Origin of the sequence: Galactobacter sp., assembly GCF_022712295.1 — a bacterium.
In the GTDB taxonomy this organism is placed as follows: Bacteria; Actinomycetota; Actinomycetes; order Actinomycetales; family Micrococcaceae; genus Galactobacter.
On record NZ_JALAGT010000187.1, the window covers coordinates 1 to 11,852 of the forward strand.

The following is an 11,852-nucleotide window of genomic DNA, read 5'->3' on the forward strand; positions in this document are numbered from 1 at the left end:
CTCGAGACCGTGACCCGTGACGGCGTCGAGAAGACCGTGCGCGTTCGCTACGCCAAGGCAAGCGGAAAGGCTCTGTGATGACTGAAGCAGCAACGTACATCGCACCGCGTCTGAAGACGAAGTACAACGACGAGATCCGCACTGCCATGAACGAGCAGTTCGGTTACGCCAACGTCATGCAGATCCCCGGCCTGGTCAAGGTCGTCGTGAACATGGGTGTCGGCGAGGCCGCCAAGGACTCCAAGGTGATCGAGGGTGCCGTGCGCGACCTCACCGCCATCACCGGTCAGAAGCCCCTCGTCACCAAGGCCCGTAAGTCCATTGCGCAGTTCAAGCTGCGTGAGGGCATGCCGATCGGCGCGCACACCACGCTGCGTGGCGACCGCATGTGGGAATTCGTGGATCGCCTGGTTTCCCTGGCGCTTCCCCGTATCCGCGACTTCCGCGGCCTGAACGCGAACCAGTTCGACGGCAACGGCAACTACACCTTCGGTCTCACCGAGCAGGTCATGTTCCACGAGATCGACCAGGATTCCATCGACCGCACCCGCGGTATGGACATCACGGTCGTGACCACCGCCAAGACGGACGACGAGGGTCGCGCGCTGCTCAAGGCGCTCGGCTTCCCGTTCAAGACCAACTGATCCACTTACGTTCTAGGTCCGCACCCTCCCAACCAGGGCACGGAAACCAGAACGAGGAAGGGCGAACAAGCCCACATGACAATGACTGATCCAGTCGCAGACATGCTGACGCGTCTGCGCAACGCGAACTCCGCTCATCACGAGGACGTCTCCATGCCGTCCTCGAAGCTGAAGGTCCGCATCGCCGAGATCCTGAAGGCCGAAGGCTACATTCAGGACTTCCGCGAGGAAGCGGCCCGGGTCGGCAAGACCCTCACCATCGACCTCAAGTTCGGCCCCCAGCGCGAACGCTCCATCGCGGGCATCCGTCGCATCTCGAAGCCGGGCCTGCGGGTCTACGCGAAGTCCACCGAGCTTCCCCGTGTTCTGGGTGGCCTGGGCATCGCGATCCTGTCCACGTCTTCCGGTCTGCTCACGGACCGTCAGGCGAACTCCAAGGGTGTCGGCGGCGAAGTCGTCGCCTACGTCTGGTAAGGGAAGGGAGCACTAAACCATGTCCCGTATCGGACGTCTCCCCATCACCATCCCGGCCGGCGTCGATGTGAACATCGACGGCCAGGCCGTGAAGGTCAAGGGCCCCAAGGGCGAGCTCAGCCACGAGGTTGCTCGCCCCATCGAGGTTGCCGTGGACAACGGCACCGTTTCCGTGACCCGCCCCAACGACGAGCGCAAGTCGCGCTCGCTGCATGGCCTGTCCCGCACGCTGATCAGCAACATGATCACCGGCGTGACCGAGGGTTACTCCAAGAAGCTCGAGATCTCCGGCACCGGTTACCGCGTGCTGGCCAAGGGTACGGACCTCGAGTTCTCCTTGGGCTACTCCCACACCATCACCGTGAAGGCGCCTGAGGGCATCACCTTCGCCGTGGAGGGTGCCAACAAGCTCACGGTCTCCGGCATCGACAAGCAGCAGGTCGGCGAGGTCGCTGCGAACATCCGCAAGCTCCGTAAGCCCGACCCGTACAAGGCCAAGGGCATCAAGTACGAGGGCGAAGTCATCCGCCGCAAGGTCGGAAAGGCAGGTAAGTGACCATGGCTCTGGCATCCAAGGGAAAGAGCAAGGCCGCTCAGCGCGGTCGCCGTCACCTGCGTGTGCGCAAGCGCATCACCGGTACCACGGTTCGTCCCCGTCTGGTCGTCAATCGCTCTGCACGCCACATGGTGGCTCAGGTCGTGGACGATTCCCGCGGCGTGACCGTGGCATCCGCCACCACGATGGAAGCAGATCTGCGTTCCTTCGACGGTGACAAGACCGCCAAGGCAAAGCGCATCGGCGAGCTCGTTGCAGAGCGCGCCAAGAGCGCCGGCGTCGAGGCCGTCGTCTTCGACCGCGGTGGTAACAAGTACCACGGTCGTGTGGCCGCGGTCGCCGACGGTGCACGTGAAGGTGGGCTGGCGCTGTGAGTGAAGAAAACAACCAGAAGGACACTCAGGTGAGCGAAACCGCAACGCAGGCACCCGAGGCCAACGAGACCCAGAACTCCAACGACCGCGGCCGTGGCCGTGGCGAGGGTCGCGGCCGTGGCGAAGGCCGCGGTCGTGGCGAGGGCCGTGGCCGCCGCGACAACCGCAAGCAGGACGAGGACAAGGACAAGTTCCTCGAGCGCGTCGTCTCCATCAACCGCGTCTCCAAGGTCGTCAAGGGCGGCCGTCGCTTCAGCTTCACCGCGCTCGTCGTGGTGGGTGACGGCAACGGTCTCGTCGGCGTCGGCTACGGCAAGGCCAAGGAAGTTCCCGCGGCCATCGCCAAGGGCGTCGAGGAAGCGAAGAAGTCCTTCTTCCGCGTTCCTCGCGTCGGCACCACCATCCCGCACCGTGTGCAGGGTGAAGCCGCCGCAGGCGTCGTGCTGCTGATCCCGGCCTCCGAGGGTACCGGCGTTATCGCCGGTGGTCCGGTTCGCGCCGTGCTCGAGTGCGCCGGTATCCACGATGTGCTGTCCAAGTCCATGGGCTCGGCCAACCAGATCAACATGGTGCACGGCACCATCGAGGCTCTGAAGGGCCTCGAGGAGCCTGCAGCTGTTGCCGCTCGCCGTGGGAAGTCCCTCGACGAGGTTGCACCGGCCGCCATGGTCCGCAAGATGCAGAACACGAAGGCAGGTGCATGAGCATGTCTGCAACCCAGAAGAACCTGCAGCCAAGCAATGCCAAGCTGTCCATCACCCAGGTCAAGGGCCTGGTCGGCACCAAGCAGTTCCAGCGCGACACCGTTCGCTCCCTGGGCCTGAAGCGGATCGGCCACTCGGTCGAGCGCAGCGCCGACGCCGTCACGGTGGGCATGATCAACAAGGTCAAGCACCTTGTCTCGGTCGAGGAGGCCAAGTGAGCATGAGCGAGAACAACGAGCGTGCGCTGAAGGTTCACCACCTTCGTCCGGCCCCCGGAGCCAAGACCGCGAAGACCCGTGTGGGTCGCGGTGAGGCTTCCAAGGGTAAGACTGCCGGTCGCGGCACCAAGGGCACCAAGGCCCGTTACCAGGTGAAGGCCGGTTTCGCCGGCGGTCAGCTGCCTCTGCAGATGCGTCTGCCGAAGCTGCGCGGCTTCACCAACCCCTTCCGCGTCGAGTACCAGGTCGTGAACCTGGACAAGATCTCGGAACTGTTCCCCGAGGGTGGCGAGGTCACCGTCGAGGCACTGGTCGCCAAGGGTGCAGTGCGCAAGAACCAGCCCGTCAAGGTGCTGGGGCAGGGTGAGCTCTCCGTCAAGGTGGACGTGAAGGTCAACGCCTTCTCCAAGTCCGCTCTTGAGAAGATCTCCGCTGCCGGCGGGTCCGCCGAGACCCTCTGACGTACGCGTAGTCAACGACGTGGGCCCCGTGCCCGGCCAACAGGCCGGGTGCGGGGCCCACGTCGTGTATCGGCGGCAGGAGTGCCAACAGCATCAAGGTGGCCCAAGATGTACGTCTGCGGCGACTCCGAAGCGGACATCTGCGGCCGAGTGGCCCGTAACTGTAGGCCTCAGATGCCCGTGTTCGTGAGGATACGCACTGGGACTCCTGAGGTTTCTGTGATTTCGATTGCTGCAACTGACGCCAGGGCGGTTAGACTTCCCTAGGTTGCGTCTGTGCTCGTCACCGACGTAGCGAACCATTCACGTGCAAGGAGATTGTGTGTTCAGCGCCATCGGGCGGGTCTTCAAGACCCCCGACCTGAGACGGAAGTTGCTCTTCACCCTCGGGATCATCGTCATCTATCGGATCGGTGTGTTCATTCCCGCGCCGGGTGTGGACCTGGATGCCGTGCACCAATGCATGGCCATGGGCAACACCACGGGCGGGGCCTACGACTTCGTGAACATGTTCTCCGGTGGCGCCTTGCTGCAGGTCTCCGTGCTGGCCATGGGCGTGATGCCCTACATCACGGCATCCATCATCATCCAGCTGCTTCGCGTGGTGGTTCCCAAGTTCGAGGAACTGCACAAGGAGGGCCAGGCCGGCCAGTCCAAGATCACGCAGTACACGCGTTACCTGACCATCGCGCTCGGCCTGCTGCAGGCCACCACGCTGGTGACCATGGCCAACACCGGCCAGCTCTTCCAGGGCTGCAGCCTGCAGATCATCCCTGACGACTCCCTGTTCACGATTCTCACCATCATCGTTGTGCTGACCGCGGGCACCATGTTCATCATGTGGCTGGGTGAGTCCGTCACCGAGAAGGGCGTCGGCAACGGCATGTCCCTGCTCATCTTCGTGTCCATCGCCGCCGGCTTCCCGAGCTCCATGATGGGCATCCTCCAGGACAAGGGCGTCTGGACCTTCGTGATGGTCCTCATCGTGGGCCTGATCATCCTGGGCCTCGTGGTCTTCGTGGAGCAGTCCCAGCGCCGCGTCCCTGTTCAGTACGCCAAGCGGACCATTGGCCGCCGGACCGTGGGCGGTACCTCCACCTACATCCCGATCAAGGTCAACATGGCCGGCGTGATCCCCGTGATCTTCGCATCCTCCCTGCTGGCACTGCCGCAGATGCTGGTTTCCTTCTCGGCCGGCTCCAACAACGAGCTGAAGCCCTGGGCAGAGTGGATCCAGAACAACCTGGCCGGCCAGGATGCGCCGCTGCACATGCTGGCCTACGTCCTGTTGACCTTCGGCTTCACGTACTTCTACGTCTCCATCACCTTCAACCCCGTTGAGGTCGCGGACGACATGAAGAAGTACGGTGGCTTCGTCCCCGGCATTCGTGCTGGTGCACCCACCGCAAAGTACCTGGGCTTCGTTTCCTCCAGGATCACTTTCGCCGGTGCCGTCTATCTCGCGGTGATCGCTCTGATCCCCGTCGTGGCGTTCGTGCTCCTCAACGCCAACCAGAACTTCCCGTTCGGCGGGACCAGCCTTCTGATCATGGTGGGCGTCGGTCTCGAGACCGTGAAGCAGATCAATGCTCAGATGCAACAGCGACACTATGAAGGACTTCTTCGATGACTCGTCTTCTGATCGTCGGCCCCCCAGGTTCCGGTAAGGGAACGCAGGCCTCCCGTATCACCGCCGCGCTCGGCGTGGTGGCCATCTCCACTGGTGACATCTTCCGCGCCAACGTCAAGGAGCTCACGCCCCTCGGCATCGAGGCCAAGAAGTACATGGATGCGGGAGACTATGTTCCCGATTCCGTGACCAACGAAATGGTTCGTGACCGCTTGGCCCAAGACGACGTGGCCAATGGCTTCCTGTTGGACGGCTACCCCCGAACCCTGGCCCAGGTCGATGAACTCGATGACATCCTGAAGAGCAACGGAGAGAGCCTCGACGCTGTCATCCTGTTGACGGCAGATGAAGGCGAGCTGGTGGCACGCCTGCTCAAGCGCGCTGAGATCGAAGGCCGCGCAGATGACACCGAAGAGGTCATCCGTCATCGTCTCGCGGTCTACCGGGAGCAGACCGAGGACGTCGTCAATGCCTACCGCGAGCGCGACCTGGTGCGCGAGGTGGACGGACTCGGCGAACTCGAATCCGTGACGGAGCGCATCCTGGCTTCGCTGGCCTGACTTCTCCGGCCTGACGCCTCTGGTCCGGCTTCGAAAGTACCGGCCATGACGGCCCCTACCGTTGAACTGCGTGGAGCAGCTCAGGGTGGGGGCCGCTGTCATAGGCAGGTCAACACAAAATTCACTACTCGTCTTGGGAGAAGACCCATGGGATTCGAACGTATCGAATACAAACACCCTGCAGAGTTCCAACGCATGAAGGAAGCAGGGCTGATTCTCGCGGACGCACTGGACCGCACCGTCGCTGCTGCACGGCCCGGATGCACCACCAAAGATCTCGATGAGGTCTTCGCCGGCGTGCTGCAAGAGCACGGCGCCACCAGCAACTTCCTGGGGTACTACGATTTCCCGGCCACCATTTGTACCTCGGTCAATGACGAGGTGGTCCATGGAATACCGGGCGAGAGAGTGTTGGAAGACGGCGACGTGCTCAGCATCGACGGGGGTGCCATCATCGATGGTTGGCATGCCGATTCCGCCCGTACGGTGATCCTCGGTACGGCCGACCCTGCGGACCAGCGTCTTTCGGATATCACCGAAGAGTGCATGTGGGCAGGGATCGCTGCCATTGACGGTGCCAGGCATGTCGGTGAGATCGGAAACGCGATCGACGACTTCGTCACCGAGCAAACGGGTGAACCGCTGGGCATCTTGGAAGACTACGTGGGCCACGGCATCGGGTCAGAGATGCACATGGCTCCGGATGTCCTCAACTATCGGTCCGGGCACAAGGGCCCTCGGATCAAGCCAGGTATGGCACTGGCCGTGGAACCGATGCTGGTGCGGGGTGGACTGGAAACCCGGACGTTGGAGGACGACTGGACGGTGATCACCGAGGACGGCTCGCGCGCAGCCCACTGGGAGCACACCGTGCTGATCCATCAGGCCGGCATCTGGGTCTCCACGGCCGTGGACGGCGGGGCCGAACGGCTGGCACGCTACGGAGTCACGCCATCGCCCCTGCGGTGAGTCGGATGTGAGCGATGTCGCTCACCGGCGGGATTTCCTTAAGTGTCGTTGGGGCGGTATGCTTAATCGTTGGTTGTCTCCGAAGCCTGTCTGCGCCCGGGAACGGACGCTCAGGTCAGGAGAAACCTCATCATCTGAACACACTCCGGGGCATCCAGTCCCGGCCGACAGGTTAGCGGAAGGTATATGGCGAAGAAAGAAGGCGTCATCGAGCTGGAGGGCACCGTTACGGAGGCCCTGCCGAACGCGATGTTCCGCGTGAAGCTCCAGAACGAGCACGTCGTGCTCGCCACGATCTCCGGAAAGATGCGGCAGCACTACATTCGCATCCTCCCTGAGGACAGGGTCGTCGTCGAACTGACGCCGTACGACCTCAACCGTGGACGCATCGTCTACCGCTACAAGTGAGTTGCGGGACGGTAGCCCATCCAGGACTACCGCGCCCAACCAGGTGATGCACCTTAAAGACATCCACGTCAACACGAAGGAATGCGTACCGTGAAGGTCAATCCGAGCGTGAAGCCGATCTGCGACAAGTGCAAGGTCATCCGTCGCAACGGCCGCGTCATGGTGATCTGCGATAACCCGCGGCACAAGCAGCGCCAGGGCTGATTCCCTCCTCATAAGAGGGTCGCACCACACGCCAGAATCACATACAGGCAGTTCCGTTCCCATTCGGGAGCACACCCCCGGATCAAGGGGCCGGGGACTCACGTCGGGAGACGTGAGACACGAACTGCTCCACACCTCTTGAACTCGAAGACAGGAAGACAACCGAAATGGCTCGTCTCGCTGGTGTCGACATCCCGCGCGAAAAGCGCGTGATCATCGCACTCACCTATATCTACGGCGTGGGCAAGACCCGTGCTGAGGAGACCATCGCCGCGACCGGGATCAGCCCGGATACCCGCGTCAAGGACCTCACGGACGACGAACTCGTCCAGCTGCGTGACTACATCGAGGGCAACTTCAAGGTTGAGGGTGACCTCCGCCGTGAAGTGGCCGCCGACATCCGCCGCAAGGTGGAAATCGGCTCCTACCAGGGCCTGCGCCACCGTAAGGGCCTCCCCGTCCACGGACAGCGCACCAAGACCAATGCTCGCACCCGCAAGGGCCCCAAGCAGACCGTCGCCGGCAAGAAGAAGGCCCGCTGATTCTCAGCGGATCTGATCTGAAGAACTCAAGGTAGGAGAAACACATGCCCCCTAAGGCACGTACCGCGGTTCGTAAGCCGCGTCGCAAGGACAAGAAGAATATCGCCCAGGGTCAGGCTCACATCAAGTCGACCTTCAACAACACCATCGTGTCCATCACGGATCCGACCGGTGCTGTGATCTCCTGGGCCTCCGCCGGCCAGGTCGGGTTCAAGGGCTCCCGTAAGTCCACCCCGTACGCCGCGCAGATGGCCGCAGAGCAGGCTGCAAAGCAGGCTCAGGATCACGGCATGCGCAAGGTCGACGTGTTCGTGAAGGGCCCGGGCTCGGGCCGCGAGACCGCCATCCGTTCCCTGCAGGCCGCCGGCCTCGAGGTCGGGACGATCCAGGACGTCACCCCCAGCGCTCACAACGGCTGCCGCCCGCCGAAGCGTCGCCGCGTCTGATGCGCGTCCACGTGTTCGGGTGATCCGGTCCTCCCGACCGGCACCCGAACACACAAGGGACCAGAAATCCGGTCCCCTTGTCCTCGTGCGAGATCCAAGACTCGTATGCGGACGTCGACCAAGTCACCCTGTGTTGCGTCATATAGCGGACGCTCGCTGAAAGGACCCCATCAGTGCTCATTGCACAGCGCCCGACCCTGACCGAAGAGTCCGTCGCCGCAAACCGCTCCCGGTTCACCATCGAACCGCTGGAACCCGGTTTCGGCTACACGATCGGCAACTCCCTGCGTCGTACCCTGCTGTCCTCCATCCCCGGTGCCGCTGTGACCAGCGTCCGCATCGACGGAGTTCTGCACGAGTTCACCACGGTGCCCGGCGTGAAGGAGGACGTCACCGAGATCGTCCTCAACGTCAAGCAGCTCTCCGTCTCCTCGGAGCACGATGAGCCGGTCGTCGCCTACCTGCGCAAGCAGGGCCCGGGCGTCGTCACCGCCGCCGACATCACGCCGCCGGCGGGTGTGGAGATCCACAACAGTGACCTGCACCTGGCCACGCTCAATGAGAACGGCAAGTTCGACATGGAGCTGACCATCGAGCGTGGACGCGGCTACGTGTCCGCCGCTCAGAACAAGAGTGCAGACGCCGAGATCGGTCGTATCCCTGTGGATTCGATCTATTCGCCCGTCATGAAGGTGACCTTCCGCGTCGACGCCACTCGTGTTGAGCAGCGTACGGACTTCGACAAGCTGGTGCTGGACGTCGAGACCAAGGAGTCAACGACTCCTCGCGACGCTCTCGCCAGTGCAGGTACCACCCTGGTGGGCCTGTTCGGTCTGGCCGAAGAGCTCAACCCCGAGGCCGAGGGCATCGAGATCGGACCTTCCCCGGCGGACGCTCAGATCGCCGCAGATCTGCAGCAGCTCATCGAGGAACTCGATCTGACCGTTCGTTCCTACAACTGCCTCAAGCGCGAGGGCATCCACACCGTGGGTGAGCTCGTTGCTCGTTCCGAGGCCGACTTGATGGACATCCGCAACTTCGGTGCGAAGTCCATCGACGAGGTCAAGGAGAAGCTGCAGGAACTCGGCCTGTCCCTCAAGGATTCCCCGGCCGGCTACGACCTCTCGGCTCACGTCGGAAACGATGTGGACGACGAGGACTTCGAAGCCTGAGTCGACACAAAAACTCATTCCTTCATTCCCTCGACTCCCGGCTCGTAGTGCCGGGTAAGCGGGGGATCCCCCTAGGAGAACATTCCAATGCCTACCCCCACCAAGGGTCCCCGCCTCGGAGGCGGCCCGGCGCACGAGCGCCTCATGCTCGCCAACCTCTCGGGTCAGCTCTTCGAGCACGGCCGCATCACCACCACGGTGACCAAGGCCAAGCGCCTGCGCCCGTTCGCCGAGCGTCTGATCACCATCGCCAAGCGCGGAGACCTTGCCTCCCGCCGTCGTGTGCAGGGCGTTCTCGCCCCTCGCTCCGCGACCAACAAGGGCATCGTCTACAAGTTGGTGGCCGAGATCGCTCCCCAGATGGCCGAGCGTAACGGTGGCTACACCCGCATCACCAAGATCGGTACCCGCCCCGGCGACAACGCCCCTATGGCGGTCATCGAGCTCGTGACCGAGCCCGTTTCGCCCAAGCAGGCAGTCGTCAAGGAGGCCGAGAAGGCCGCCGAGAAGTCCGCACCTGTCGAGGCAGAGGCCACCGAGGAGAACTGACTCCGCGAGTGAGCTGAGCCTTCAGTTGGACCCCGGAACCACCTGGTTCCGGGGTCCTTCTGCATTCAAGTCCATCCAAATTGCGGTGCTCCGGCACACGCGTCGGTACGGAGGGGCCGGTCAGCACCGACCCGTGTGAATGGATGCCGATATGTGTGGATGGAGGCAACGTCGATACGATGAAGCGGTGTCTGAAACCCTCCGCCTTGCGCTGACCCTTGCCTACGACGGCACCGATTTCCACGGATGGGCCAGGCAGCCAGGCCATCCCAGCGTGCAACAATGCCTGGAGGAGGCACTGTTCACCATCACGCGAGAAACGATCCGCGTGGTGGTTGCGGGGCGGACGGATGCCGGCGTGCATGCACGCGGTCAGGTGGTCCACCTGGATCTCCGCGCCGCGGCCCAGGCGAAACTCACGGTCAAAGACGGGGCGTCCAGGCTGGAAGAGACCGTGCCACGGCGTCTCAACGCGGTCCTGCGCAGGACCGCAGCCGGTGCCATCAGGATTCGTTCTGCACGGATCGTACCTCCAGGATTCGACGCCCGTTTCTCCGCGCTCTGGCGCTCCTACACCTATACCGTGTGCGACCGCAGCGAGGACTGGGATCCGTTGCGGCGCAGGGACGTCCTGTTCCTGGAGACGCCCCTCAACGTGGACGCCATGAAGGCCGAGGCGCTGTCCTTGCTCGGGTTGCACGACTTCCTCTCCTACTGCAAACCGCGGCCAGAGGCCACCACCATCAGGGATCTGCAGGCGGCCGACGCCAGGCGCGGAGCCGATGGACTGATCCGGATCCACCTGCGTGCAGACGCCTTCTGCCACCACATGGTCCGCACGATCGTCGGCTCACTCATCGAGGTGGGAAGCGGCAGACGGCAACCGGGGTGGGCCCGGGAACGCCTCGAGGCTCGGACCCGGGACGCCTCCACCCGCATGGTGGCCGGCCACGCCCTGGTCCTCGAGGAAGTCGGGTACCCAGACGACCACGAGTCGGCCCTCCGGGCCGCCTCCACGCGCGCGCGGCGAACGGACGACGAGGCCGACTGACCCGCCGTCGGCCATCACCGGACGCGGTGAGCAGCACCACCTCCTCCCCGCCTTGGCCAGTGTCACGGACATCGGGTAGCATTGACTGTTGTTGTGCATGTGCGTGTCCGACACCACCTACCCGCGTGACGGCCTGGTTGCAGGGCCTCTGGTCTGCGGGTGGAAGCGGACTCATGGCGCCACACCATCCTCAGCCGTCCTCACCGGCACCGGATGGAGTGAATGCACCGACACCACCACGGCGTCGGGCTCAAGCGGAATCTCACACCCGCAAGATCCAAGACGTCTGACCAGTACCAGTCAACGAAGGCATATACACAGTGCGTACGTACACTCCTAAGGCCGAAGACGCGAACCGCCAGTGGCACATCATCGATGCCACTGACATCGTGCTCGGTCGCCTCGCCAGCCAGACCGCAACCCTGCTGCGTGGCAAGCACAAGCCGACCTTCGCCCCCCACGTGGACATGGGCGATTTCGTCATCATCATCAACGCCGAGAAGGTCGCCCTCACCGGCGCCAAGCTCGAGCAGAAGCGCGCCTACCGCCACACCGGCTTCCCGGGTGGCCTCCGCAGCGTGAACTACGCCGAGCTGCTGGAGAAGAACCCTGTTCTCGCCGTGCAGAAGGCCGTCAAGGGCATGCTGCCCAAGAACTCCCTGGCTGCCCAGCAGCTCTCCAAGCTGAAGGTCTACCGCGGTGCCGAGCACCCGCACGCAGCCCAGCAGCCCTCGACCTACGAGATCTCGCAGGTCTCCCAGTAATCCTGGGCCACCCCCCAACTCAAGAAGAAGACTTCCAAGGAGAAAAAGTGGCTCAGAACGAACAGCTCCTCGAGGAAACCCCCTCGACCTACACCACCGAGTCGTCCGCGACCACCGCTGGTGCCC

Annotated in this window: 18 protein-coding genes and 1 pseudogene; all 19 read left to right on the top strand. The window is 63.4% G+C overall.

Going from position 1 to position 11,852, the window contains the following annotated elements; genetic code table 11:
* Positions 1-78, top strand: a pseudogene (locus Q0A15_RS13495) (50S ribosomal protein L24); the annotation flags it as partial.
* Positions 78-644, top strand: coding sequence for a 50S ribosomal protein L5 (rplE, locus tag Q0A15_RS13500; RefSeq protein WP_291280047.1), 567 nt, complete (start codon positions 78-80; stop codon positions 642-644). The pseudogene Q0A15_RS13495 and the gene rplE, both read left to right, overlap by 1 nt.
* 75 nt (positions 645-719) lie before the next feature.
* Positions 720-1,118 carry a 30S ribosomal protein S8 gene (rpsH, locus tag Q0A15_RS13505; RefSeq protein ID WP_291280048.1) on the top strand — a complete coding sequence of 133 codons (399 nt, stop codon included), beginning with the start codon at positions 720-722 and terminating at the stop codon, positions 1,116-1,118.
* Between the two features lie 19 nt (positions 1,119-1,137).
* Positions 1,138-1,674: a 50S ribosomal protein L6 gene (rplF, locus tag Q0A15_RS13510; protein WP_291280049.1), complete on the top strand. Its 537-nt coding sequence runs from the start codon at positions 1,138-1,140 to the stop codon at positions 1,672-1,674.
* Positions 1,675-1,676: 2 nt separating this feature from the next.
* Positions 1,677-2,048 carry a 50S ribosomal protein L18 gene (gene rplR, locus Q0A15_RS13515; RefSeq protein ID WP_291280050.1) on the top strand — a complete coding sequence of 124 codons (372 nt, stop codon included), beginning with the start codon at positions 1,677-1,679 and terminating at the stop codon, positions 2,046-2,048.
* Entirely contained in the window at positions 2,045-2,752 is a 708-nt protein-coding gene (rpsE, locus tag Q0A15_RS13520; protein ID WP_291280051.1) for a 30S ribosomal protein S5, read from the top strand. Before rplR ends, rpsE begins: the two co-directional genes overlap by 4 nt.
* A 2-nt stretch (positions 2,753-2,754) precedes the next feature.
* The gene (gene rpmD, locus Q0A15_RS13525; RefSeq protein WP_291280052.1) at positions 2,755-2,970 is read left to right on the top strand and encodes a 50S ribosomal protein L30; all 216 of its coding nucleotides are present in this window, start codon (positions 2,755-2,757) and stop codon (positions 2,968-2,970) included.
* 2 nt (positions 2,971-2,972) lie between these two features.
* Complete coding sequence (rplO, locus tag Q0A15_RS13530) at positions 2,973-3,431, top strand: 50S ribosomal protein L15 (protein ID WP_291280053.1); 459 nt, start codon at positions 2,973-2,975, stop codon at positions 3,429-3,431.
* Positions 3,432-3,753: 322 nt separating this feature from the next.
* A complete protein-coding gene (gene secY / locus Q0A15_RS13535) occupies positions 3,754-5,061 on the top strand; it encodes a preprotein translocase subunit SecY (protein WP_291280054.1) in 1,308 nt (435 codons plus the stop codon).
* A complete protein-coding gene (locus Q0A15_RS13540) occupies positions 5,058-5,621 on the top strand; it encodes an adenylate kinase (RefSeq protein WP_291280055.1) in 564 nt (187 codons plus the stop codon). Before secY ends, Q0A15_RS13540 begins: the two co-directional genes overlap by 4 nt.
* A gap of 147 nt (positions 5,622-5,768) precedes the next feature.
* Positions 5,769-6,590 (top strand): type I methionyl aminopeptidase, encoded by an 822-nt coding sequence (map, locus tag Q0A15_RS13545; protein WP_291280056.1) that lies wholly within the window; start codon positions 5,769-5,771, stop codon positions 6,588-6,590.
* A gap of 186 nt (positions 6,591-6,776) precedes the next feature.
* Positions 6,777-6,998, top strand: a complete 222-nt coding sequence (infA, locus tag Q0A15_RS13550; RefSeq protein ID WP_121483751.1) for a translation initiation factor IF-1 — start codon at positions 6,777-6,779, stop codon at positions 6,996-6,998.
* 90 nt (positions 6,999-7,088) lie between these two features.
* Positions 7,089-7,202: a 50S ribosomal protein L36 gene (gene rpmJ, locus Q0A15_RS13555; RefSeq protein ID WP_291280057.1), complete on the top strand. Its 114-nt coding sequence runs from the start codon at positions 7,089-7,091 to the stop codon at positions 7,200-7,202.
* Between the two features lie 167 nt (positions 7,203-7,369).
* The gene (gene rpsM / locus Q0A15_RS13560) at positions 7,370-7,744 is read left to right on the top strand and encodes a 30S ribosomal protein S13 (protein ID WP_291280058.1); all 375 of its coding nucleotides are present in this window, start codon (positions 7,370-7,372) and stop codon (positions 7,742-7,744) included.
* A 44-nt stretch (positions 7,745-7,788) separates the two neighbouring features.
* Entirely contained in the window at positions 7,789-8,190 is a 402-nt protein-coding gene (gene rpsK / locus Q0A15_RS13565; protein WP_291280059.1) for a 30S ribosomal protein S11, read from the top strand.
* Positions 8,191-8,363: 173 nt separating this feature from the next.
* A complete protein-coding gene (locus Q0A15_RS13570) occupies positions 8,364-9,362 on the top strand; it encodes a DNA-directed RNA polymerase subunit alpha (protein ID WP_291280060.1) in 999 nt (332 codons plus the stop codon).
* 87 nt (positions 9,363-9,449) lie between these two features.
* Positions 9,450-9,911: a 50S ribosomal protein L17 gene (gene rplQ / locus Q0A15_RS13575; RefSeq protein ID WP_291280061.1), complete on the top strand. Its 462-nt coding sequence runs from the start codon at positions 9,450-9,452 to the stop codon at positions 9,909-9,911.
* 187 nt (positions 9,912-10,098) lie between these two features.
* Positions 10,099-10,962, top strand: a complete 864-nt coding sequence (truA, locus tag Q0A15_RS13580) for a tRNA pseudouridine(38-40) synthase TruA (RefSeq protein WP_291280062.1) — start codon at positions 10,099-10,101, stop codon at positions 10,960-10,962.
* A 320-nt stretch (positions 10,963-11,282) separates the two neighbouring features.
* Entirely contained in the window at positions 11,283-11,726 is a 444-nt protein-coding gene (gene rplM, locus Q0A15_RS13585) for a 50S ribosomal protein L13 (protein ID WP_291280063.1), read from the top strand.
* Positions 11,727-11,852 lie beyond the last annotated feature (126 nt).